This is a genomic window from Leptospira ryugenii (assembly GCF_003114855.1).
Taxonomy (GTDB): Bacteria; Spirochaetota; Leptospiria; order Leptospirales; family Leptospiraceae; genus Leptospira_A; species Leptospira_A ryugenii.
The window spans coordinates 821,764-845,008 of the sequence record NZ_BFBB01000003.1 but is presented as its reverse complement, the minus strand read 5'-3'; the positions used below and the strand labels follow the sequence as shown (position 1 = coordinate 845,008).

Here is a 23,245-nt window from a genome sequence, read left to right as displayed (position 1 = left end):
CTGTATGTCACGATAGCATTGTTTGTTTCTTTACGTTCTGTTTGGTGGTCGGCCCCGAACAATTTCGCGGCTAGATGCTTTGCATCACGCCCGCGAATTGTAGTCTCGCAGTCGAGGCAAGGTCTCTTGCCTCTTGTGCTCCGACTGGCCATCCCATAGATTTGATACTCTGTCGTATATAAATTGTTAGAAGAGAAGAAAGCCTTACGTCGAAAGATGTGAGGCTTTTTTATTTTAGGGGAAGTTTCAGAATCAAATCTTGTCCTTGGCAAAGCTCTTAATTGAAAATAAAATACAGCCGAAATATCATTCAATAGTTCCCTGAATAGGAGCTTCCATTCGTAGTACCGCCGTTAATGGTTGAAATTGAATTGATAGCGACACTTCCCTGGTCAAAATATATGGCAGTAGGACAATTATAGATTCGATTTTGATTGAAAATGAGGGGACTAGATCCAGTCCCTGCTTCGAAGAGGCAATATCTATTGGTTCCACCAGAAGTATAAAGCGAATTGGATTGGTAGGAGCCTACATTTCCTCCACCAGTTCCATGGTAAATGGCATAGGAAGTATTACCGATACCCCCATCAATTGAATTACTTGTTAGAGTAATATTGGAAGGGTGGCTGGTATTCAATCCGAACGAAATGTTCCCACTACCTCCATAGATGATATTTCCAACGATTGTAGGGTTATTTGCTTGTGGACCCGTATAGATCCCATGAGCGGAGTTATTTGTTGCAATGCCTGCATCAATCGTGTTGTTTTGAATCTCACTTGAGGCTCCGTTCTGGAGGAAAATACCAAAGGTATATTCGGTTGTGGATCTACCTCCGAAGATTGTGTTGTCGGATATGACAGGAGACGATGCATCCGCCATTATGCCAATCGTGGTAATGGAACTCACCGATCCTGCCTGAATGAGATTGTTGCTAATGGTTGGCGAACCATTCAAACAATGGACTGCAAAAGAATTTCCGCTAGCATTGAGGTTGGATGAACCGACAATGCTTAGGCCATCAATGACTGTTGATCTTGTGATGGTCGCGCCCGCTCTGATGGTTCTCGTGTCAACAACTGCGCCTGTTGATACATCCTGTATTTTACTTACATAAATGTTTGGATTGCGAGATAAAAAATCCAGAGAATACCCTCCATATAAGGAGACCTTATCGACTAAATTGATACTTGTCGGCACAGCGCTATCTACAGAATACTCACCTACCGCAATGAAAATCGCTGCCGGGGGTATGGCACCACTTATAGCGGATTGAATGGATTGTTTCGGAGCCGAAGATAAATTTCCAGAATTTGAATCATTACCCAAGGTGCTTACGTAATAAATAGACGTATTCGAATTCAAAACTAAGTAAGTCCCATTAATCTGTGTTATGCTTTGGCCAAAAGTGTCTTTCGCATCCAAACGAAATGTAATCTTACCAACAGGAAGATTGCCTGACAGGGAGACTGTATCATTCAATACTTTTGTATGAGACCAGGTGGAACTTAATGAACTGCCAAGAGTTGCCGAAAGAGTACTGGGATCCATAGTTTTACTGAAGACGACATGGATGGTGCTATTGGATAGTATGATATTTCCAGTGGATGGCGTAATCGTTGCCGTAGGAATCGAACGGTCTGTTACAAAAGCAAGTAGTAGTAAAGTATTCAAAATATCATCTTTCGCATTGTTTGGATCTAGATTGAGAATCTCACGGACAATGGGATTAAACATACAATGTTGCAAAAGAAGAAACAATAGAAGAATCAATCTTTGTTTCAAACATTTTCGTACGTTTTGGTCGGTTTCCATGGCGATGGTAGGTTAGTTGTATGCGCCATGAAAGAAAATAGCATCCATTTTTTTCCATTTCCTTTCGAAATTGGACCTTTCTAATCCTTTATTTTTGGTTTTTTCACTGCTGAACACAAACTAATCTGCCTTGGCTAGAACAGATGATGTTTCCTCCATTTAATACAGTTAAACCAGTTCCATTGTCAACGCCATATCTCCCAAACACGCTCGTATTATTCCAATCTGCTCCACAGCCACCTGCTGTTGTCCAATCAGCATTCAATCCTGTCCAAGTAAGGTCTCCTGTTGTTCCTATAGAATTAGTCAAGGTTCCAAATATAAAAATGCTATTTGCATTGGTCGTCAGAACCGTGAGGCCACTCGGTCGCACATAGAGTTGGTTAGGAAGAAAGACCCAGTCAATTTGGCCATCACCAAGATTAGCAGTTACTGATGCGCGTCGAATGCTTCCAGTGGCAATCATTGCCTGATAAATACCAGTGTTTGCTGGTTTTCCAGAATCTGAATTACATAGAGAATCTGCCCCTGTTACACCACCTAATGCGCCTCCTTGGAGTGTGTTAGTTGTTGTGGAGAAGATGATACGCCTAAAGTCCCGATTGGCAAATGTTTGTGTTGAGGCAAGTAAAGAAGCGGAACCAGAATCTTGGCTTTGACTCGGACCCAAATTGATCACTAGGCTCACAAATGTTCCTAGAGCGGCTAAGTCATCGAGGCCAGTTACAGTAACAGTTTGTGGAATGTTCCAATTCGAAGGGGAAAAGGAGAGGCTACTAGGCGAGATGGTCACTTGGCCAGAGACGGACGCAACCAAAGGAATGGTCACAGTCTCCTTTGGAGCTCTCCTCAGTTGAACCGTAAAGGTATCAGTCCCTGAATTCTTAGTCGTAAAACCTTTGCTAAACGAGGAAACAAGGATTCCTTGCACAGAATCTTCTTGGTTGTTTGTATTTCCTTGTCTGGCTATCCCGTTTACACAGGGAGGTGACATGTCTCCTATGAGGCCCTTGGCCAGCATAGTCTGTATATAGAGAGAGGAACTTGGGTCACAGGCATTGGAGAGGCCAGGATCGGAACAATGGAAGTGAAACAAGGAGCAAATACAAAGTAAATAGATGAGCTTTGTAGCTTGGTTGAAATCCATTTTCAATTTTCGTAAACTTACGCTATCCAATGGATTTAGTCAAATCAGATTCATACATGAATCTTTTCTCTTCTTTTTTTTCATAGGTCAATGGAATCCGCTCTCAAAGCTAAGTTGCCAAGTGGAAGATAGAATCATTGTGCAGTTAATAAGAGGGGAACTTGAGTATCGTTTTAAATTTCTCAAGATAAAAAAGCTTGTATAAATGCAAAAAGGAAGATTTCCTTCCAAGCAGATGAGAAGCATATGAAAGATCCCATTTCTAATATGGAAAAGCTCCAATCAAAGGTTGCTGGGGCAGTTCTCATCGCCTCGGCAATTTTAATTTTCTTAATCATTTTAGATGACCTGTATCTGCAATTGTATTTGATCGCAAGCATCAAGGTACCGGTGATTCTCATTTTTGGATGGGCTTACCGAATACTCCAAAGGAAAGGATTCCAAGAAAAATACACCCATTTCGTAAACATACCCATGTTGGTATTTTTTGTGATCAATTATCTCGGGAACCAGGGAAGTGACGGCCCTACATTCTATGGAGTATTGACGCTCTTCGTTACATATCCTATTTTGCTTTCTAAAAAATGGCGCTGGTTTTATATCTTTTTAACTTTAGTTGTGGTGACAGGGCTCCTCTTTTATGGTTCCGATAAAAACAATTTGATCGTGGCCGAGTATGAAAGCCCCATTGACCAATTCCAGGACCATTTATTTACCTTCGTTGCAGTATCAATCTTTCTTTCTATGGTAGTCACCATCGTCCTTGATTTTTATAAAATGTTGAATTTGCAATTGATGGGAAGCAGGCAACAACTCCAAGAGCAATTAGAATTTGCAAATTCTGAAAAACAAAAGAATGAAACTCTTTTGCGTGTTTTGGCACATGATGTTAGAAGTCCTGTCAACAATCTTGGCCAAATGATTGAATTATATGAGGCGGAGGATCTTTCCAAACAAGACTTTAAAAGAATTGTGGATACTATGAAGAATCGGATCCAAGACTTGCGGGTTACGATTGATAACATCCTTAGCGATGTGAAAAAAAAATCTGAATCAAGCCATATTGACTCAGAACCTATTTCACCCATTTTTTTTACACAAGCCATTCTTGATGGTATGCAATACAAATGGCAAACCAAACAACAGATTCTCAACTTTCAGTATGAGCAAGTCAAACCGCAAATCTCATTATCAAAGTACAATGGTGAAATCAATATCATACTCAAAAATCTTTTAGACAATGCTCATAAATATTCTGATGTTGCTAGCATCATTTCTGTAAGAATCAAGGAATCCCAAGAAGGAGTCGAATGGACCATTGACAGTCCTGGTGAGCCTATACCCGCCGAGATCCAAAGCGTTCTATTTGAACGTGCTCTTGACTCAAGAAATGGATCTGGTGTGGGTCTCTTTCTATGCAAATCTTTGGCAGATCGGATAGGAGGTATTTTAACCTATTCATCCTTGCCTTCAATCAATAGATTTACTTTCACGATTCGATAAGAAAGCAGTACTTGTTTTTAAATTTTCTAATGAATCTGCTAAAGATTTCCATCTAACTATCCTGTTGTTCTAAGCCCACTTGCGATCGCATTCACCGTAAGTAATACGCTTTCTAAATGTTTGGGAACATCTGGATTCTTTCTCCATGTATCCAAAGCGTCTACCTGCAATTTGTGTAATGTTTCGAGCGATGATTCTCTCAACAGTAAAGTTTCAACCATCGCGGGTCTAGACTCTTCTAAAGGTTTGCCACGAAGTGCATTTAAATGGAAAATTGTAAGTTCTCTTTCTTTTTGGATCATAGAAAGAAATCTGTCCCTTATCTTTTGTTCTTCCACGAGTCCCGCATACATAAAATACACGCGCTCCGATGAGGAATAAACACCAGTTTCTATATTTCGAATTAAAAATTTGAGAAAATGCCATTCAGGAATTTCATTTTTTAAGATTTCATAGTCTTTGGCTTGGTTTTGAAATAAATATTCAAGAGCCCCCCCAAATCCATACCAATTTGGCAAAAAGAACCGAGACTGAGACCAGCTAAATACCCAAGGGATGGCTCTTAAATCTTTTAAACTTCTTTTCCCAGTTCTACGAGAGGGTCTAGATCCTATTTTTGAATTTTCAATGGCATCGATAGGTGTAGCCTGAGAGAAAAACTCCATAAAACCTTCTGTATGAAGGAGTTCTTGATACCTTTGTTTGGTGAGATTGGCTAAACTGTCAAGAATAGGAGCTGCAGGATGAGGCTTTCGTTCCCGGTATTTGTGTCGAAGGGTTACTTTTGTTGTCGTTGCTAACAACAATTCAAGGTTATAGACCGCATTCAATTTGTTTGCAAATTGTTGCGCAATGGATTCTCCTTGTACGGTAGTTCTGATATCTCCTGACAATGTTCCATGAGGCAAAGCATCAAGAAACTTATGTGTTTTTCCCCCACCTCTCGAGATTGTTCCGCCACGCCCATGGAAAAATTTAAATTTTACATTATGTTTGTTGGCTATTGCTGTTAGTTGCAACTCGGCATTATATAAATTCCACTGGCTGGCAAATATACCTCCATCTTTATTTGAGTCACTATATCCTAACATAATCTGAATGCTTTGGCCTCGATAAGACCTCTGGACTATCGGAAAAGAAAGATAAGTATCCATGATCAGAGGTGCTCTTTTCAAATCTTCAATCGTTTCGAACAATGGCACCACTTGAAATGGATTAAATAGTTCACCCATGTTATCCTTTTCAAGTATGCCAGTCTCCTTGCAAAATAAATAGACTAATAGTAAATCGGACACATTTTCCGTCATACTGACAATAAAACTTCCAACCGCTTCCTTCCCATTTTTTTGTATGAATGTTTGGATCGTACGGAATGTATCTAAAACTTTTTGTGATGCTTCCATCATCTGCTGGGAGGGCAATAAAAATGGTCGTGGGTTATTCAACTCCGCAAGTAAGAACTCTAACTTTGACGATTCTGACCACTTTCTATAGGAAAAATCCTTGGAACCTATACACTCTAAAATTTGCTCTAATGCTATCGCATACATCTCAGAGTTTTGCCTGATATCTGTTTTTGCCAAATGGAAGCCGAATGTTTGTGCCAATCTTTCAAGAGGGAATACAAATCGTTCCACAAGTAAATCTGCTTGGATGGACAATAACGATTCTCTTAGAACTCTAAGTTGCTTTTTATACTCACTTATTGAAATCCCTTTCTCTAAAAACAAAAGTAGGCAATGGCAAAATTGACGCCAGGGTTCATTTGGATTTCTTTTTAGAACTTTTTCCTTCAATTCGGTATCTTGTTGGTACCAATTTTCTAAGGATGTTAAAATTGTACTTGGACAGGTTTGCATTCTATCTGACAAAGAAAGCGCACGTAATGCTCGCATAAGATATGTTTTATGAATTTCCATAGCAAGGCTTTTGAATGCATGTAAGGTTTCTAAGGTAAAGTCTGAAGTGACAAAGGGATGCCCATCGCGATCTCCTCCCACCCAATTTCCAAAACAAATCTTTGGCCATAGTTCTGGTTTCAAAAGAATTTCTGATTGCCCTCCATACTCAACCCAAGCCTGCCGAAAACGATCATCTAAAACGGTCAAAACCTCTGGAAAGATTTGTGATAAATAGAAGGCCACATTAGACCTTTCATGGGCAATATCTGGTTTCTCAAGGTAAATCTCGCCTGTCCTCCAAAGGCGTTCCAAAGCTGATTTTATTTCTTTCCGAATTAATTTTTTTTCCCAAGTACTCCAAATCGAATTTTCATTTTTAACGAGAAGTAGATACAACTCTCTATGTATGCCAAGGACTGAGGCACGCTTCGCTTCTGTTGGGTGGGCAGTCAAAACAGGTTCACATTCTATCGTAGGAAGGAGATTTAGAATCTGATTTTGGCTCACTCCATATTCTCTAGTTTTTTTAAACATTTCTCCCCAAAGACCAGGGATTGAATCCAAACCCGTATTGGTCTCGGCACCTCTCCTATACATTGCGGCTGCATTTTCTTCCACCATATTCAAAAGCTGAAAGCAAATGCTCAATAACTCGACAACGGAATCGGGTTGAGGATAGGGATGCGTTTCTACAGGTCGAAAGTCTTTCTTTGGAAGATAGGCAACTAAGTCACCTTCGCCGATTTCATGTAAGACTTCTGCAAAACAATCGAGGAGAAATAAAAGATCATCATGAATTTTTTTGTTCATTTCTATTGAGCCAATGCAAAACAGAAACAAAGTATTCCAAACTAGCAAGTAAAATTTGTCTACAGTTCTGGAGATCGAGAGTCGAGACTGAAAGTGCTCTTGTCGTAATCCCATAAATTCGAATTGCTTTCTGAAATGGTAGATTTAAGAATTTCAGACTATGCTCACAGTTGAATTGAATCCTGATTTTGATACGGTAACCATCCATGGGAGTCCAGATAGGTTACGTTGGCTTGCCTCCCTTCTCAGAGAGCTTGCTTATCTCGCAGAACAAAATGGAAGGCATCATGAACACCTAATGTCTGCAAACTGGGGAGGTGAAGAATTGGACAGCGAACCTCAATCCTCAGAAGGGAAGTTAGTTGACCATGTCATATTGTATGGATGGAGTCCTTGAAGAAGTGAAACCATCCACACAGATAGAATAAGATTAATATTTGGTCGATTTTGAACCAAAAGCTCATAAGCGACACGTACGTCTCATAAGGATTGTTTAGTTTGGAAACCCTTTGATCTGAGACTCTTGAAAGTGGAATAAAAGTTCCAAATCATCTCGAACCTTAGCAACAGCTCCTAGCGCAACGGAAGGTGGTTCCATGCCCAAGTTAGTAAATTTTGTTTTCACTGACCCTGTCCAAACTGCCTTTCCTTGGAAAATCTCTCGTTTGATTCGAAAATTCAGTTTAAAGTCCTTGTTCCCCTTTCTAAGTTTTCCACTCAATTCAAAACTAGTTCCCTTTTTTTTGTTCCAATCAATTTGTGAGATTGGATCGGACACAAAAACCAAACTACTTTGGTCTTTTTCTTCAAGTAGTTCACGGACATGTTCATCACGAGAGGGTTCCTTGCTATCGAATCCTGAAATCGGAAAAGTACCTTCGAAGGAAAAACCTTCGGTGGATTTTTCTATTTTTGTCTGGATTTTACAGTTGAGTCCAACTACAGTCTGCTCCTGAACCAAAAACAGACGTTTGCTGGTACGATAGGCTACACAACTTTCCTCTTTTGGAAATTCGATAGAGTCTGCCAAAAGAGGCAAATGCATAAATCCTAATATAAAAATGATAGATAGTTTGAATTGTTTCATATATTGTTTCCTTACGTTCATAATTAAAATTGATCCTTGAATCCCTGTTTGTTTTCTTAAAAAAGACTTGCTTGCCTCATCTGTTCTCCTAGTTTAAAAGTATAGTTTAAATTAATGGTACTGATATTCAATACCTTTAATATCAACATAAAAAACCATATACTTGAAATTCAAGTACTTTAGTATATGCTGAGGGGAATTTTTTTTGGTGCGAGGACAGGGATTTGCCAGTTTCTAAGAAAAAAAATCGAAAGCAGGCGGAACTTTTGCTTCAAAAATTGGCAGAATTTGGGCCCAAATACGGCAAGTGGATTGCACACTTGATGAAGGCAACCGGAGTCACACCTGCTAGGCACCATCTATTGTGCAAATTGAAACATGAAGGCCCTAAAAAGATGAGTGAACTAGGAAAGGCTATGGATGTCAGCGCCACAAATGTGACCATTCTAGTGGATGGTTTGGAGAAGGATGGCCTTGTCCAGAGGCATGCCGACCCCAATGACCGAAGGTCCACCTGGATCCAACTCACGGAAAAAGCGGAATTAGAGGTCCCCTTTGATTCCATAGAAGCCTTGGATCCGATCGTTGACATGTTTTCCCAACAATTTCACGATAAGGAGCTAGAGGTGTTTTGTGAATTCGTGGATAGACTTCTTCGCTCCCTTCCGAAATGATTCTACTTCTTGAATCATTTCGATTTATTGCCTCTTATCTCCGCTGAGAGAAGCAGGCCTCCAAAGTGGCCCAACTAATACCAATAAGACGACTATATTGAAGTAAACATTGGAAGCGTTTCCGGAGATGTAGGAGCCAAAACTATCCAGGCAAAACCAAGATAGTAAGCCATACAATACAGATTTTCTGACTGCATCTGGTGCCAGTTTGTAGACAAAGGTCCCCAAAAAGAAGAGAGTCATCCCCCAACCAAATAAGAAACCGCCCGTAAGAGCCGATAGAAAATGGATATCATTGCTTGCATACGCCATGTTTCCGTCAATGGGCCAACTTAAGATATCAAGGCTAATTTGTGCAGGCCACTTTGTCTCTTCTCGTGTGCCAGTAGAAAAAACAGGTCCGAAGAATGCGATAACAGCACCCGAAAATTGAATGTATCGTTTGTGAAATATTTCCATGTTTAGATCTCCTTGCACCTGTTTTGGGAGTTATCTCTGAATCGGAAAGTGAATCTCCGTTTTTCCATAGGCAAAGTTTGTAAAATGTGTGGACGGTTGCGTCCAAACATTTAAGTAAATTGATCGGATAAGGATAATAATTTTTGGAATAACTCTGATAACGATTCTTTCTGAAAACTATCTTCGGTGAGGTTGGAAAAAAAATATTCGGAAGCCAAAGGATACAAAGATTGCAATTGGTCTAGACTCCATTTCCCTTTGATTTCTTTGGACCAAATCGATAAAAATACATGCATTACTTGTGTATCCATTCTCTTTAAAAGAGAATCTATCTTTGTATCCGAACGAAGTGTCCGTACTTTTTGGTGGAAAAAAAGATCATCCTTTCTTTCCAAACAAAGGTCAATAAAATCCGGAACTAGTCGCTCACACATCTTTTCAGCTTCGAGAAGTTGGAGGATCCTTTCTTCATGGTAGGCTAGAAGCATTTCAAAAAAGAAATCGAAATCAACAAAATGGTGGTAAAAACTTGACTTACTGAGTCCCACAAGGCGAGCCAATCTTTCAATCTTGAGTCCACTTTTACCTTCCAAGGCAAATATTTTATACGCCGCGGCAAGCCATGCTAAGCTAGTTTCTTTCATATCAATCTTGTTTCCTAACTACCTAATCTTATCTATATCATTTTTAAATTTACCTGTACAATTGGAGATTGGGGACTTTGTTTTTTCTTTTAAATTCAAAGAATTCTTGAATAAGGTTTGTATAAATCAATGAGTATGTCTAGTTGTCTTCAAACGCTAGTTTTTTTAAGCGAGTGGTCCTATGGGTGAAGTCAGTATAACTACTAATTTTAAAATTGGTCTCATCAGAGGAGCAGGTCTTGCTGTAGGGTTAATGACGACAAGCCTCTTTGCGGCGGCAGCAGCAATGAAAGTCTTTAGTCCTGGTGATACTCTAAGTTCTTCAGCTATCAACCGAAACTTTTTGATTGCAGCTCCCGAGGGTGCCGTCATTGCTTTTTATTTGAATGAGTGCCCGGAAGGTTGGGCTCCTGCCGACGGAAGCAATGGAACACCTGACCTTCGGGGGAGGTTTGTTCGGGGGCGGGACAATGTGGGTACAGGAGCCGCTGGCAATGACCCAACAGGTGCGAGAGCCATTGGAGATGTCCAGGCAGATGCCTTCCAGGGGCATTGGCATGACTTCTTTGTCGATTCTACAAATCTTTACGATCTTGGAACTTCACGACCTGGTAACAATGATTCTACCGTCGCATCTTTAGGAGCGCCGCAAAGAGTCAGAAACGCAATCACGGATGGTACAAATGGAACACCTCGCACGGCCAATGAAACGCGTCCCAAAAATGTTTCCTTAACCTACTGCATGAGAAAGAATTAAATGATTACGAAAGTCAAAGGGACGCTTGTTGGCAATAAATCCTTTTTCTTTCTGGGAATCCGTTCCACTTTGCTTCTTTGTCTTTTGTTTGGATTCTCTTTCTCTTGCAAACTTGACTTTGGAAATGCGTATGACACGACTTCCAAAGATTACTATGAAACACAAATCCTGATATGTGTTGCCCAAAGATTTCGGAATTGCAGAATTTTAGGTATCAACTTTAACTTTTGTATTTTTGATTCTGGCAAGTTTGACGAAGATTGTTCTTTTGCGAATTGATTGCTTGCGTTAATCTCTTTCTCACCTCCCCAAATACATCCGCATTAAACTTAACAAAACCCAAACAAGCATTAAGAGAAGTGGAAATCCAAATGCTTGCTTTAGGAGATGCCATTTTGCGTCTTCGGTAGATTGAGAAGTCTCCCAAACCTGCGATACTTTTGGAAATTCAGCTGGTAGAGAAGAGTAAGCATTCTGTAAGGCGGCCTTTCTGGTTTCTGTATCTTTTAAAAGAAGAAGCACTTTCTTTTTTTGCCAAGTTTCAAAAAAAGTACCTTTTGCCTTGGGATTCTCCATGAACGCTTTTGGAATTCGGACCCAATAGACCCTCTCTTTTCCATTCTGATTCTCAATGAATGGTGCAATCCACTCATAGGAGTAGGAGACTTTTGAGCTTCGACTCCCCGTTTGGAAATTTCTCTGGATGCCTACATATGTATGTTGTAGATACAGTGTTCCCTCACCTAACTCTTTTACAATCGATTTCTGTGACTCTGCATTCCATAGTTCTTTTGCAATTGCAATATCTTGCGAGGTTGCACCGATTAAGATAGTAAATACCCCACAGATAAGCATTCCAAGTCTTTTCTTAGATATCCGATACCCAAAATAGGCAATGCATATTGAGAGAACAAATTGTAGAAAAAATGGATGAAAGAAGTCTCTAAAAAGCATTAAAATAGTATAATTTACGAAAATTGTAAGTAGAAGTTGAGATAAACCTAGAAAAAAGACTGGAACAAAAGAAGGCAGAGGTTCCAAATCTATCTTTTCTCTCGTTAAATTTGCCTCACTAGGTGATTTCTTTTTTCTGTTTTGGGAAAAGAATAGGTAGACTACGAAAAAAAATAGTAGAATATCCAGAATAAAACCTATATATAAAAAATGAGTATAGTACAATAAAATCTCTACTTCTTCAACTTTCTTTGTGACAATCTGTAGCGATTGCAAATAAGTAAACTCTGCGTCCTCTACAAAATGTACGCCTTGGTCCCATACCACTTTATGGGTATAATCACAGGGAAAACCTTGGCAAAGTGCAAACCTTTCCTGTTCTTCCGCTGGAAGGAGTTGGGCAGAGGAAAGATTTCCTTCCGTTAAGAAATAAAGGGCTTTTGCCTGGGAAGGTAGAGTCAAAAGACAGACCAGAGCCAAAACAATCATAGAGGCCCAAAGCCAAATTGGTAGACGAGAAAGAGAATTGCTTTGCATGCTGGACTCCTGTTTCGATAAAAAATTGACATTCGTAGAATCACTTATAGAATAAGTGCCTATCCTATGTTCTCAATGTTTATTTTTTGCTCAAAGGGAAAATTGGAAAAAACCGTATGATGTCGTTCGGAAAGATTTGCGGTGAAATGATTGAATATGAATACATTTCCGCTACAACCAAGATTGTTTTTTTTGATAGTGTTTTTGAAAAGCGGCAGGACTTATTTCATTTAATCTTACCGCCTAATATCGTTTCAGTTTAAAGAATCGGGAGACTCTGGTACCTACAAAATGTCCAATCTTCGTGCAAAGCTATTTATGAGAACGGCTCTTGTTTCTTTGGCCTTAGTCATATTCTCGTGTAACCTACCAGATTTATCACGTAATGCTTTTGAGTTTTTGAGTATTTTGCGGTTTCTGAACCGCTCTGGCCAAAATAATGGGGAATTTAGCATTGGGGGATCGGTGTCGGGTCTCATCTCAAATTCCTCTGTTACATTGAGTTCTGGGAACGATACTTTGGTGGTAAACAAAGATGGTAATTTTACATTTCCCAACCTTTTACGATCGGGAACTCAATATGAGGTAAAGCTAACTCTTTCTAGTTCTTCTGCTTTAAAATGCAATCTTTCCAACGAAAAGGGAACAGTTCAATCATCGAACATAACAGATGTTAAGGTAGAATGTGGATTAGCAGATGGCTATTACCAAGTAGGAGTGAGCATCACGGGAACTGGCGGACCGGTGACATTTCAAAACAATGCAACAGATACAATAACGATTGTTTCAGATACACTTTCAAAATTTAATACTCCTTTAAAGACTGGTGATTCTTATCTGGTAACGATCTCTTCCCAGACAGCGGGAACAGTTTGTGCATTTTTAGAACCTTCGAGTAGCCAAGGAATAGTAGGTACGACAAATATCACAGTTACAGTACGATGTGTACCTGGTTATTTGACTGGTGGTACGATCATCCCTCTTGCAACTGTCGATCTCTTCCCAAATGTAGACACTCCCAATCTTTTTTTAAGGACAATGGTTGGAGATTACCCTGCCAATGCAGGAGGAACAGGACCTACTTTCGGAAATGCAAATAATACAAGTGCAAATTTGGTTCGCTTTAATAACCCCAAAGGCATGGCCGGGGATGGAACCTATATTTATGTAGCAGACTATGACAATGATTTGATCCGTCGGATCAACAGAACAACAGGTGAAACTACAAGCTTTGCTGGGGGTGCCTCTGTTGCAGGCGGTACAACTTGTCCTGGCACGGTCACTACCAATTGTTTAGATGGCACTGGTTTAGCAGCCCAGTTCTATCGTCCCTTTGCATTGACAACAGATGGAACATCATTGTATGTTTTAGAACTTTTGGGAAATCGCATCCGTAGGATCAATCTAACAACAGCCCAAGTGACTACTCTTGCAGGAGATGGGTCTTCAGGCTTTAGTGATAATACAAATGGACTCTTGGCCTCCTTTCTCAATCCTCATTCGATTACAATGCACCAAGGTATGTTGTATGTCGTAGATCGTTACAACCATAGGATACGATCTGTAAATCCAGTAACTGGTGCTGTCAGTACCTTTGCAGGAACAGGGGTTGCAGGTTACTTAGATGCAAATGCTTCTGCAGCAATCTTTAATAATCCTGTAGGCATCGTTGGACTAGGAAATTTTCTATACATTTCCGATTTAGGGAACCACCGCATCCGAAGAATTTCTCTTTTGGGCGCAAATCCAGTGACCACGATAGCAGGACAGTCAACTCCAGGAAGCAAGGATGATGTTGGAACCAAAGCCTTTTTGGACGCACCATTTTCTCTCGCGACCGATGGGACAAATTTAATATTCTCAGAATATACAACCTACTTAATCAGGCATGTTCGACTTTCAGATACTAAGGTAAGCACGCTTGTTGGTGGTATCATTGGATATTCAGACAATGCAGGGCTTAATGCGGCCATGCAAAGACCTGCTTATCTATTGAGTGATGGGTACAATATGTACATTTCGGAAGAAAACAACCATGCCATTCGAAGGATTGAAAATGCAGAAATTCTTCGCTATACCTTCGATGGGAATAGCAATGATAGTGTCTCAAACAACCATGGCCTTTTGAACGGAGGGCCAAATTTAGTCGCTGATGAAAATGGAACCGCGAGTGCTGCCTATGAATTTGACGGGAGTACACAAAACATACGAGCCACCTCGAACGTTACCTACAATGGTCAGTCCTTAGGGATGGGTAATAACAAAAAGTTTACTATCTCAGCCTGGATCTTTCCAAGGGGAGGTAGTACGGACCAAGTCATTTTCTCCAATGGAACACAGGCAACGGATGGTTTTACGCTGATACTCCAAGGGACCACGCGCCTACTTTATTTGTATGTAAATAGTGTGCCAAGCGGTATAGGCATTCGGCCTATTCCCTTAAACCAATGGACTCATGTAACTGTTACCAATAATGCTGACAATTGGCAAATCTATGTAAACGGATTGTCGGAGAATATTATCTTTAACGCTGCAACAAATGCACCTACATCTGTTTTCCAAATCGCGGGAGGTGCGGGAGCATTGTCTTTTTTCTCAGGGAAGGTTTCTGATGTACGTATCTTCAACGGCACTCTTGATACAAATGCCATCCAAAAATTAGCCATACAAGTCCCAACTGGTCTTATCGCCTATTTCCCGTTCAATGGAAATACAAATGATGTAAGTGGAAATGGAAACGATCTTACGATTATGGGAACACCCTCTTTGGCTACAGATCGTAATGGTCTTCCTAACTCCGCTTATATTTTTAATTCAAACTTAGATTATATGGAAAAGGCAAATCCAAATCGAGTTCCAACGGGAAATAACAATCGCACAACCTGTGTTTGGGTGAGGAGTACTAGCTCTCCTGTAAATCTCGTGAGTTTTGGTGCCGCAGTAAATGGCCAAGGTAATGGTCTAGCCTTGGGGAACTCTTCCATCTTGCACTATGGCTATGTTACCGACCAAACAACGGACCATTTCTATCTTTTGGGAAGGTGGGTCCACATCTGTGGTACTTATGACGGAGCTAACTCTCAAATTTATTTCAATGGCTCCTTACGAAGTACAACAGGGATTACCTGGGCAACCGCAGCCTCTGCTACTCTCCGCGTTGGCAGGAGAATGGATGCAGGTGAATTCTTTTCTGGAAGTTTAGATGACATTCGGATTTACAACCGCGTTTTGTCAGCCAGTGAGATCCAAGCCTTGAGTGGACCCCATCCTCTTCAAGTAGCCGGTTTGCAGATGCACTTGCAAGCAGATTCCATCACTGCAAGCCCTGTCACAGCATGGTTTGACAATAGCCCAAACAACACCACTGCAACAAGTACTGGAGGCAATTCAGTGAGCCAACCTTTAGCTGGCCAAAGGCCTACTTGGAGTGCCATCGCGATCAACAATACTCCAGGAGTCATTTTCAATTCTGCATCTTCGCATAACTTGCGAAATATTTCAGGAACATATTTTGGATTGAATACGGATTCTTTTACAATGTTCGTTGTAAATTATAGAAATTCTCTATTAGGTGCACAAACAGTACTTTCAACAGGCCCAATTCCTGGAGGGAAATCATTTTTATTTGATGATGCAGGAGCTTTCCCTTGTTCAGCTACGTCTAGGTTTTCCGTAATCAAATTAGCCGCAGCCTGTGCCGCTATCAGTGATGTTGGTTTTAGCCCAATGACACAAAGAATCTTCACCATGTCCTATGATCATATAACGGCGATTACAAATCCATTTTATTGGGATGTAAATGGTCCTGTAGGAGCGACAATCACATCAAATCTAAATTTTATCCCACCTTCTGGCGTAGATGGGATATTTGTCGGAAGTCGGATTGGCCCGAACGATCACTTTGATGGGATACTTTCAGAAATTATTTACTTTAATTCTGCACTCAGTACTTCGGATGCAGATTTGGTTCGTTGTTATCTCAGTCGAAAATATAAAATTCGAATTGGGAATCTTTGCCCCTACTAACAACGATTTATTTCTATTTCCCTTGCAAGTCGTAGATTCCGATTCGATCAGAGTAGAGGCTGCCTAAATACAATTTCCCTTTTACTTCAATTACACTCGTAATTTCCTTAAGGTGATTTCCTTTTGGATCTTGAAGAGAGAGTTTTGGTTTTCCATTTGCATCCAAAAGAAGACAATATCCGTAGGCTTGCGGTTTCGGCCAAAGGAACTTAGGAAGTTTGGCTGTTGCATTCTTTTTCCAGGGAGAAGGGTGCATTCTGTCCATACGATCGTTACGAACTGTAAAAAGTGCAAGCCAAAACTCTCCTTTTTCATTTCTAGTGATGTTATCGGGAAAACCTGGTAAGTTATCGATAAAGATATCTCTTTGGCCTTTTTTGGATCCAGACAACCATATCCTTGTAATACGGTATCGATAGGTTTCATTTACCAGGAGAAAATCTTCTTTTTGACTAAGTGCGATTCCATTTGCAAAGTATAAATTGTCCGCTATTAAGTTTGTAGACTGAGTTTTTGGATCATAAACATAAACCTTTCCATAAGGACGAGATTCTAATAGGTCATAAAGATACTCAGTTTGTTTATAGACACTTGCATCACTAAAATAGATCTTTCCATCTTTTGCAATGTCCAAGTCGTCTGTAAATTGAAAAGGAACTCCTTGGTAGGCATCCACTAAGGTTCGCAAGTCCCCATTTGGTGAAAGCGATAACAAACCTTTAAATGCATCTGCAATGATTAGGTTTTTTTTGGAATCGAATTGAACACCTAGGGGCCGTCCGCCCGTGTTGGCTAAGACCTTGATGTCTCCTTTCGGAGAGATCTGGATGATATTCCCCTCTCTGTCACCACCATACACATTGCCTTTGTCGTCAATGTCTAAAGATTCAAGACCAGCAACTTTGCCTTGTGCTAGAAGATCTGATTTTGTGAGTAGCTCATTCACTTCATAGACACCAACTGGTTCTGGTTTACTCATTGGTTCATAGGGAAGTGAGTCGATACTTTTGCATTGAAAAGAAGAAAGGCATATGAAAAGGAAAAATAGAAACTGTTTTGAGGGCTCGGGCATAATTGACTTTTCCTTACAGTCGTAATGCAAAGAGATTACCGATATACATTCGGAATGCAAGCCATTATCTAGCTGGATTTCCCAAAGGTAAGTCCGGAAAAATAAAACCGAACATTTCAAAAAATCATTCTTCCCTTAAGAACCTTTCTATAGTATGCTTCGATTATCAGTCCAAAGTATACATGAGCAAAACTTCTTTCGCAAATAAACTGACGTTAATTGAACTCTTCCGAAACATCCCTCGCACTGCCTTGAGAGAATTTGTTCATTGTATGCAGAGAGAACAACTACAAGCAGGTGATATTTTATTTGAAGAAGGTTCGGATGGTAATGACCTCTTTATCCTGCTCGCTGGAAAGCTCAGATATGATAAAAAGGCTATTTCTGGTGAGAGCCTAAAAATGGGTGAGTTTACCAGACAAGATTTAATCGGTGAATTGAGTCTGTTTACTGGAGAGAAACGTTCTGCAACGGTAAGGGCAATTCGTGATTCAGAACTGATTCGTATTCCAGAGCTTCGTGCCAGAGAAATATTTTCCAAATACCCAGAAGCACTCTTAAGTTTAACCCAAGTCATAGCAAAAAGATTGGCCCATGCCAATGATTCAAACATACAAAAGGTCCAAAAACCGAGGGTCTTTACTCTTTTATCTGCTTTAGATCAGGATAAGATCTCGAGTCTTATGCACAGGTGGGGATTGTCCTTACTCAGAGAGGGAAGTTTTTGTTTTGTCGACGAAAGTTTTTACCTAAACCGATTTGGGGGATTAAGCCATCTAGAGAAAACAGAAAGAGAATCAGAGATGATTCGACTTCTGGCACGATTGGAATCAGAATATGATACCATCATTTATTTGATCAAAGACTCCGACCAAAACCAAGAATGGATAGAACGAGCTATTCGGCAAGGGGATGTTTTCCTTTTTGTAAAACCTGCTGAGGCAGGCAAACATTGCATTCGATTGGAGAATTTGTATTTCTCCAATCAAAAGATTATGAGACCAAGTTATCTGGTTTTACTACAACCTAATTCAGATAAGGTGTTACCAGGAACGCAAAAACATTTAGAAGATTCAAAATACGAGCGGTTCTTTCATGTACACTTAGATCGGCCTGATAGTTTAGATCGTCTAACAAGAGGCATCTTGGGAAAGTCGATCGGCTTAGCTCTAGGCGGAGGTGGAGCGAAGGGTTTTGCTCACTTAGGAGTTTGGAAATCCATCGAAGAAAACAAACTTCCTATCGATATGGTAGCGGGGACAAGTGCTGGTTCAATTTTTGCTGCTTTATTTGCAATGGGTTTGCGGATGAAGGAGGCAAGCGAGGCAACAAAAAAAATCTGGGTAGACAAAGACTTGTTAAACGAATATACGATTCCAGTACTATCCTTGACAACTGGAGGAAAGTATACGGACGCGATCCGGCAATTCTTTGGTGATATACAAATTGAGGACCTTTGGATTCCATTCCAAGCAATTGCCTGCGATTTGAGTACTGGTGAGAAAGTGATCCTTCGAGAAGGTAGTTTGTGGAAGGCGGTTCGAGCGAGTACTTCGATCCCTGGAATTATTCCTCCTTTTTTGGAAGGGGAGGCAATTCTTGTGGATGGCGGGGTTTTGGACAATGTGCCTGGTTTGCCCATATTGGAAGCGGGAGCCGGAGTTTTGATCGCCGTAGACGTGTTTGGTGATTTTGATCCTAAACAAGACAAAGAAATCAGAGATTACCTCAAATCTCCAGTACAAGGAGTACTGAGTAATCCAATCTTGCCCATTTTTAATTATATTCAAAAAAATCTCAGTTTCTCACCTCAATTCCCTCCTATAGGTGAAATTATCATTCGTTCCTTTTTGTCATCTAGCCGAGAGAGAATTCACCTAACAGAAAATGCAGCACAAGTCTATTTGAAGATTCCTACTCAATCATTTGGAATCTTAGACTGGTCCGCATTTTCTGACCTAATCGATTTAGGATATACTGAATCGATTGTGCCTATATCCGAATTTGCAAGGGATAGACAGAGCGTATCAAAATCATTTTAATATAGAGACCAATTCATTTTATTTTGGTTCACATCGTACGATTTTTTTAGGAATAGTAAAAAGAGAGCCATAAATACCCAAGCGATCGCGCTAGTAACAAGTCTTTCTCCACCAAAAACCCAGTGCATTTCATACGGGATTCGATCCACAAATTGTGACTCCATCTTTGCAACGAAAACCCAGCCAGCATGAATCCCAATTGGTAGATATAATGATTTTGTATAGATAAAGGCAAGAGAGAGCGCATAGCCTACTAAAAATAAGCCGATAAACTCTGGTATCAGAAGAAGCGGGTCATGGATCGGACGAATGAAATGTGTGAGTGAAAAAAATAGACTGGTATACAAAGCACCTTTCTTTGTTCCCAACTCATTGATCCAGGCTTGTAGGAGAAAACCACGGAAAAAAAGTTCTTCCACTAGACCGATCAAAAGGACAACGAACAAAATATACACAAATTTGATTGTCTCAAATGTGCCCCAAGCTTTGGGATTCCAAGTGGAGGCTCCTACCAAAAGTTGGACAATGACAACCAAAGAAAGAGAAACAATGCCTGCCAAAAATCCTTTCATAAGATAATGCTTGTTTTGTGAAAAATTAGATAGACCTAAAGATATGATTGATTTTTGATCCACCCGTTTCCGAAACCAAACCATGGAAACAAAGAGTACGATAGTAGCTGTCCTTGATAAGATCTTTGAAAACGTAAACGGTTTCAAACCTTCGCCAGAATGCAGTGAGATGAAATACATCTGCATTCCATACAAGATAGCACTTAAAAGTAGGCTAAGAGCTATTCCAAATAAAAAGAAATGACTGAATTTTCGGTAGATGTTCATCCTTGTGGTTCCCAAATTTTATATTTTGCATTTGGACTAAAAACGAACGATAATCGGTGATATTTTTTTTAGAAGGAGGCCAGATTAAAGGCCTTTCAAGGGCCTCCCATTCGAAAGGTCAGTTCGTTCGCGGAACAGGTCGGAGAGGTAGAGGAAGTCCCCTAAAGATTCAAACTGTATCGTGCAAGGATCTACTTCCTGGAACCTATCAATGGATAGGGTTTTCAATAAGGCAAGTAACCAAGGGATTGATTTAGGGTAAAGGGGAACAGTTTCGCCGTATTGGTGCATCATATGGTAGTCATTCGGAAAAACAATTCGCGGGCCTAGGTCTGAGAATTGAAAGGTAAGAGAGAATGGTTCTCGATCGACCTCCCAATCGCTCGCGCTCCAATAACCTGGAAATTTCATCTCTTCGCGCAAAGTGAATTTGCAAACCTCAGGACCAGGTTTTGTAATTTGTAGGAGGACCTTTCTCAGGCAAGACTCGCTGGCTTGCATCTCTATCCGATTTCCCTTTTTTTCGAGGCGGTAGAATGGTTCCTTTTGCAGATCAAACCGATAGCTCTCTACTAGAAATAAAAGAATCGAAGCTAGACCTTCTTGGATTTTGGAACCATCACTCAGATTTTCGATAGCCAAGGAGGATGAATGTACATACACATTGCACCAACCATCGATGAGTTTTTCTTTTTCTTTTCCATATAAATATACCATTCCAAATTTTGGGTTATTGGCAAGAAATTGTGGGCAGAGGGTAAGTTCTTCCCATCGATCTGGGTAATCGTTCATTTCATCCTCTAAATAAAAAATGGAGAAGTGTGTAAGGCTTACTGGATTTACAAAAAAACATCAATTCATTTTTCTTCTTTCATGGTCAGTGCTTCCTTGGGAAGAGAGAAGAGTCCCTTTGCCTTCAGATCAAATGTTGGTAAATAAATAAATTCACCATGTGGCACAACGACGGAAATATCTTTCAGAAGAGATCCATCATGCATGGTATAGTATAAGGCCTTTTCTCCTGTCCTATCTAGAACTAAAATCCCAGTCTTCTTTGCGATCGGAAGAAGACCTTGAGGCAAGGAGAGTAAAAATGGCTTTGTCCATGGATTTCGGTGAACAAAATTGATAAGTCCTGACCTAGGCTTGATGATGCCAACCCATATCTTTCCATCCTGATCCCTTTCCAGTCCGTCGGCAAGACCTGGAAGGCTATCAAATAAGATTTTGAAGCTGGGTTGTTTCTCTCCTGATAGATAGGCCTTGAGGATACGAAATTTGGTAGTTTCGGAAAAGATAACTGCGATATCATCTTTTTGTAGGCCTTCTTCTAAGACAATCCCATCAATAAAGGTGAATCCATTTAACAAAAGTGAGATGGTATCTTTCTTTCGATCATACATCCACAATTTGCCGTGTGGGTAAAGTCCAATTGCTTCTGGGATGGCACCAGATCCCATTGCAGCATTTTCTCTTTCAAATGGTTCGGTAAGAAAGATTCGATTGCCATCCTGGGAGACTGCAATGTCGTTGCAGAGAGAAAAGTTTCGTGTTTGGTTGGAATGCAAATTTTTTAGCTGCCAAGTGGGTGCTCCCTTTAAAGGATATACCTTTTCCAAATCATCGTTCTCTACTTTAGGAAGTGATATAACCAATGCTTGGAAAGACTTTGTTTTGAGGTCCAACTCATATAGTCCGACACGGTTACTTTCCTCATAAGTTTGTCCACCAAGCTTTGAGGCGCAGACCAATAGTTTTTCTTTCTTAGCATTTGAAAATTGTAATCCTGCTGGATTGACAGGAGGTTTGGCCCACTGGGAGGTGGTGCCCCTTTCTAAATCCAATTTCCAAATCCAGCCATCCATCCCTGAGGCATAGGCAACGTTTTTGCTTCCATCAAATACAATATCATCATGACCAGGTAATTCCTTAAAATCATGCTTCAGATGTTCGGGAAATGGGTCCTGACTTTGCACTTCTTGTATGGCAAATGGAACCTCTTTCAAGGAATACGCTTTTCCTATTTTTATATCTTGTGAATAGCAATTGACAAGCGTTAATAGACAAAAATATAGAATAAAGGTAACTTTCATTTGGTGATATCTTCCTTTTTGTATTTTCGCAAGTGAGGCACTTGGTCATCGAGCCAATAGGCTTTCTCTTTTTCTACCACTAGTATTTCCTCGAATTTAAAACCCACCTTTCCTTTCCCTAAATGCGGTTCTATTGCCCATAGACCCAAACGATCTCCTTCATGATCAGGTGTTAAGAGTTCGGGTAATATCTTGTGGCTCAAAAATTCATAGGAAGCTTGCCAGCTAAACCAACTAGCAAAGCTTATGGGAATAAGTGGGAGCCGAAGATTGGGTGTTTTGGTTCTGTAGACTCTATGCCCAAGGACTGAGAAAGGATACTTCGCATGCACATTGTCAAATCCATTTGCTTTTATCTCTGAGTCTATCTTCCACCAAATTTCTCTTGAGGATAGATTTGAAAGAAAAAGAGCGGGAATCTTATCTCGTAAGGACAAGAGAAAAGACATTCCTTCCTCCAAGATGGGATTAGGGATGAGAGAAGAAGAGTATCCGATGTCTCCCACATAACCATTAACAATCGGAGAGACATCTAAAATAAAAGTCTCTTCTTCTGATAAAGTCCGATTGCTTGGATGGAATTGAGTGAATCTCTTATAGCCATCAAACCGTGCATGTTCTCCGAACCAAACGAAAGGACGGTGTAGAAATGTCCGCACGCCATGGTCAAAGAGATATCCAGCCAAGAGCTTCGCAATCTGCTTTTCCGTAGAACCTGGACGAATTTCTCGTTCAATCGTGGTCACGCAGTCATAGGCTAATCTCTGTGCCTTTAGAAATCCTTCTTTGTCATCGGCCTCCGGTTCCACTATAGATGGGGACGAAAAACGAGACCAATGGCCTGCAATTTGAGATACAATTCCTCTCTTTTCTAAAATTGGCATACA

19 protein-coding genes are annotated in these 23,245 nt (G+C 40.4%); 6 read left to right on the top strand and 13 right to left on the bottom strand.

Annotated elements, in window-relative coordinates; translation table 11 throughout:
• The 3 genes from DI060_RS19055 to DI060_RS08375 form a co-directional block, all read right to left on the bottom strand.
• Window positions 1-314: hypothetical protein (locus DI060_RS19055; RefSeq protein WP_209452002.1), on the bottom strand; the 314-nt coding region annotated here is incomplete at its 3' end.
• The gene (locus DI060_RS08380) at window positions 311-1,783 is read right to left on the bottom strand and encodes a DUF1565 domain-containing protein (protein WP_244594320.1); all 1,473 of its coding nucleotides are present in this window, start codon (window positions 1,781-1,783) and stop codon (window positions 311-313) included. The genes DI060_RS08380 and DI060_RS19055, both read right to left, overlap by 4 nt.
• 133 nt (window positions 1,784-1,916) lie before the next feature.
• Window positions 1,917-2,960: a DUF1554 domain-containing protein gene (locus tag DI060_RS08375; RefSeq protein WP_108975606.1), complete on the bottom strand. Its 1,044-nt coding sequence runs from the start codon at window positions 2,958-2,960 to the stop codon at window positions 1,917-1,919.
• A gap of 246 nt (window positions 2,961-3,206) precedes the next feature.
• Here DI060_RS08375 and DI060_RS08365 point away from each other — a divergent pair, with 246 nt between their 5' ends.
• Window positions 3,207-4,463: a sensor histidine kinase gene (locus DI060_RS08365; RefSeq protein ID WP_108975602.1), complete on the top strand. Its 1,257-nt coding sequence runs from the start codon at window positions 3,207-3,209 to the stop codon at window positions 4,461-4,463.
• A gap of 56 nt (window positions 4,464-4,519) precedes the next feature.
• Here DI060_RS08365 and DI060_RS08360 read toward each other — a convergent pair whose 3' ends face one another.
• On the bottom strand, window positions 4,520-7,174 hold the full coding sequence (locus DI060_RS08360; protein WP_167836946.1) for a phosphoenolpyruvate carboxylase: 2,655 nt from the start codon (window positions 7,172-7,174) through the stop codon (window positions 4,520-4,522).
• 160 nt (window positions 7,175-7,334) lie between these two features.
• Here DI060_RS08360 and DI060_RS08355 point away from each other — a divergent pair, with 160 nt between their 5' ends.
• Window positions 7,335-7,571, top strand: coding sequence for an Imm32 family immunity protein (locus DI060_RS08355; protein WP_108975598.1), 237 nt, complete (start codon window positions 7,335-7,337; stop codon window positions 7,569-7,571).
• A gap of 96 nt (window positions 7,572-7,667) precedes the next feature.
• Here DI060_RS08355 and DI060_RS08350 read toward each other — a convergent pair whose 3' ends face one another.
• Window positions 7,668-8,261 (bottom strand): hypothetical protein, encoded by a 594-nt coding sequence (locus tag DI060_RS08350; RefSeq protein ID WP_108975596.1) that lies wholly within the window; start codon window positions 8,259-8,261, stop codon window positions 7,668-7,670.
• Window positions 8,262-8,485: 224 nt separating this feature from the next.
• Here DI060_RS08350 and DI060_RS08345 point away from each other — a divergent pair, with 224 nt between their 5' ends.
• Entirely contained in the window at window positions 8,486-8,935 is a 450-nt protein-coding gene (locus tag DI060_RS08345) for a MarR family winged helix-turn-helix transcriptional regulator (protein WP_108975594.1), read from the top strand.
• 24 nt (window positions 8,936-8,959) lie between these two features.
• Here DI060_RS08345 and DI060_RS08340 read toward each other — a convergent pair whose 3' ends face one another.
• Window positions 8,960-9,394, bottom strand: coding sequence for a hypothetical protein (locus DI060_RS08340; protein WP_108975592.1), 435 nt, complete (start codon window positions 9,392-9,394; stop codon window positions 8,960-8,962).
• A 110-nt stretch (window positions 9,395-9,504) separates the two neighbouring features.
• Complete coding sequence (locus DI060_RS08335; RefSeq protein WP_108975591.1) at window positions 9,505-10,038, bottom strand: TetR family transcriptional regulator; 534 nt, start codon at window positions 10,036-10,038, stop codon at window positions 9,505-9,507.
• 181 nt (window positions 10,039-10,219) lie between these two features.
• Between DI060_RS08335 and DI060_RS08330 the strand changes: the two genes are divergently transcribed.
• Complete coding sequence (locus DI060_RS08330) at window positions 10,220-10,795, top strand: phage tail protein (RefSeq protein ID WP_108975589.1); 576 nt, start codon at window positions 10,220-10,222, stop codon at window positions 10,793-10,795.
• A 300-nt stretch (window positions 10,796-11,095) separates the two neighbouring features.
• On the opposite strand, the gene DI060_RS08320 is transcribed toward DI060_RS08330, so the two are convergent.
• Window positions 11,096-12,286 (bottom strand): hypothetical protein, encoded by a 1,191-nt coding sequence (locus DI060_RS08320; RefSeq protein ID WP_108975584.1) that lies wholly within the window; start codon window positions 12,284-12,286, stop codon window positions 11,096-11,098.
• A 291-nt stretch (window positions 12,287-12,577) separates the two neighbouring features.
• Here DI060_RS08320 and DI060_RS08315 point away from each other — a divergent pair, with 291 nt between their 5' ends.
• Window positions 12,578-16,312 (top strand): LamG-like jellyroll fold domain-containing protein, encoded by a 3,735-nt coding sequence (locus tag DI060_RS08315; RefSeq protein WP_108975582.1) that lies wholly within the window; start codon window positions 12,578-12,580, stop codon window positions 16,310-16,312.
• A 13-nt stretch (window positions 16,313-16,325) separates the two neighbouring features.
• On the opposite strand, the gene DI060_RS08310 is transcribed toward DI060_RS08315, so the two are convergent.
• The gene (locus tag DI060_RS08310) at window positions 16,326-17,384 is read right to left on the bottom strand and encodes an SMP-30/gluconolactonase/LRE family protein (protein WP_108975581.1); all 1,059 of its coding nucleotides are present in this window, start codon (window positions 17,382-17,384) and stop codon (window positions 16,326-16,328) included.
• Window positions 17,385-17,566: 182 nt separating this feature from the next.
• On the opposite strand from DI060_RS08310, the gene DI060_RS08305 reads away from it, so the two are divergent.
• Entirely contained in the window at window positions 17,567-19,426 is a 1,860-nt protein-coding gene (locus DI060_RS08305) for a patatin-like phospholipase family protein (RefSeq protein WP_108975770.1), read from the top strand.
• Here the strand turns inward: DI060_RS08305 and DI060_RS08300 are convergent.
• The 4 genes from DI060_RS08300 to DI060_RS08285 all read right to left on the bottom strand — a co-directional run bounded on the left by DI060_RS08300 (window position 19,423) and on the right by DI060_RS08285 (window position 23,242).
• A complete protein-coding gene (locus DI060_RS08300) occupies window positions 19,423-20,265 on the bottom strand; it encodes a CPBP family intramembrane glutamic endopeptidase (RefSeq protein WP_108975579.1) in 843 nt (280 codons plus the stop codon). The two genes, DI060_RS08305 and DI060_RS08300, sit on opposite strands and share 4 nt — an antisense overlap.
• Window positions 20,266-20,349: 84 nt before the next feature.
• Window positions 20,350-21,057, bottom strand: coding sequence for a hypothetical protein (locus tag DI060_RS08295; protein ID WP_108975577.1), 708 nt, complete (start codon window positions 21,055-21,057; stop codon window positions 20,350-20,352).
• Window positions 21,058-21,122: 65 nt separating this feature from the next.
• The gene (locus DI060_RS08290) at window positions 21,123-22,358 is read right to left on the bottom strand and encodes an SMP-30/gluconolactonase/LRE family protein (protein WP_108975575.1); all 1,236 of its coding nucleotides are present in this window, start codon (window positions 22,356-22,358) and stop codon (window positions 21,123-21,125) included.
• Window positions 22,355-23,242, bottom strand: coding sequence for a M24 family metallopeptidase (locus tag DI060_RS08285; protein ID WP_108975573.1), 888 nt, complete (start codon window positions 23,240-23,242; stop codon window positions 22,355-22,357). The genes DI060_RS08290 and DI060_RS08285 overlap by 4 nt, the downstream gene beginning before the upstream one ends.
• Between the last annotated feature and the right edge of the window lie 3 nt (window positions 23,243-23,245).

Excerpts from the sequence above, each read along its gene's own strand:
- DI060_RS08335 (WP_108975591.1), bottom strand. The coding sequence starts at position 10,038 with ATGAAAGAAACTAGCTTAGCATGGCTTGCCGCGGCGTATAAAATATTT.
- DI060_RS08300 (WP_108975579.1), bottom strand. The coding sequence starts at position 20,265 with ATGAACATCTACCGAAAATTCAGTCATTTCTTTTTATTTGGAATAGCT.
- DI060_RS08310 (WP_108975581.1), bottom strand. The coding sequence starts at position 17,384 with ATGCCCGAGCCCTCAAAACAGTTTCTATTTTTCCTTTTCATATGCCTT.
- DI060_RS08285 (WP_108975573.1), bottom strand. The coding sequence starts at position 23,242 with ATGCCAATTTTAGAAAAGAGAGGAATTGTATCTCAAATTGCAGGCCAT.
- DI060_RS08305 (WP_108975770.1), top strand. The coding sequence starts at position 17,567 with ATGAGCAAAACTTCTTTCGCAAATAAACTGACGTTAATTGAACTCTTC.
- DI060_RS08375 (WP_108975606.1), bottom strand. The coding sequence starts at position 2,960 with ATGGATTTCAACCAAGCTACAAAGCTCATCTATTTACTTTGTATTTGC.
- DI060_RS08290 (WP_108975575.1), bottom strand. The coding sequence starts at position 22,358 with ATGAAAGTTACCTTTATTCTATATTTTTGTCTATTAACGCTTGTCAAT.
- DI060_RS08315 (WP_108975582.1), top strand. The coding sequence starts at position 12,578 with ATGTCCAATCTTCGTGCAAAGCTATTTATGAGAACGGCTCTTGTTTCT.
- DI060_RS08365 (WP_108975602.1), top strand. The coding sequence starts at position 3,207 with ATGAAAGATCCCATTTCTAATATGGAAAAGCTCCAATCAAAGGTTGCT.
- DI060_RS08320 (WP_108975584.1), bottom strand. The coding sequence starts at position 12,286 with ATGCAAAGCAATTCTCTTTCTCGTCTACCAATTTGGCTTTGGGCCTCT.
- DI060_RS08295 (WP_108975577.1), bottom strand. The coding sequence starts at position 21,057 with ATGAACGATTACCCAGATCGATGGGAAGAACTTACCCTCTGCCCACAA.
- DI060_RS08340 (WP_108975592.1), bottom strand. The coding sequence starts at position 9,394 with ATGGAAATATTTCACAAACGATACATTCAATTTTCGGGTGCTGTTATC.
- DI060_RS08360 (WP_167836946.1), bottom strand. The coding sequence starts at position 7,174 with ATGAACAAAAAAATTCATGATGATCTTTTATTTCTCCTCGATTGTTTT.
- DI060_RS08350 (WP_108975596.1), bottom strand. The coding sequence starts at position 8,261 with ATGAAACAATTCAAACTATCTATCATTTTTATATTAGGATTTATGCAT.
- DI060_RS08330 (WP_108975589.1), top strand. The coding sequence starts at position 10,220 with ATGGGTGAAGTCAGTATAACTACTAATTTTAAAATTGGTCTCATCAGA.
- DI060_RS08355 (WP_108975598.1), top strand. The coding sequence starts at position 7,335 with ATGCTCACAGTTGAATTGAATCCTGATTTTGATACGGTAACCATCCAT.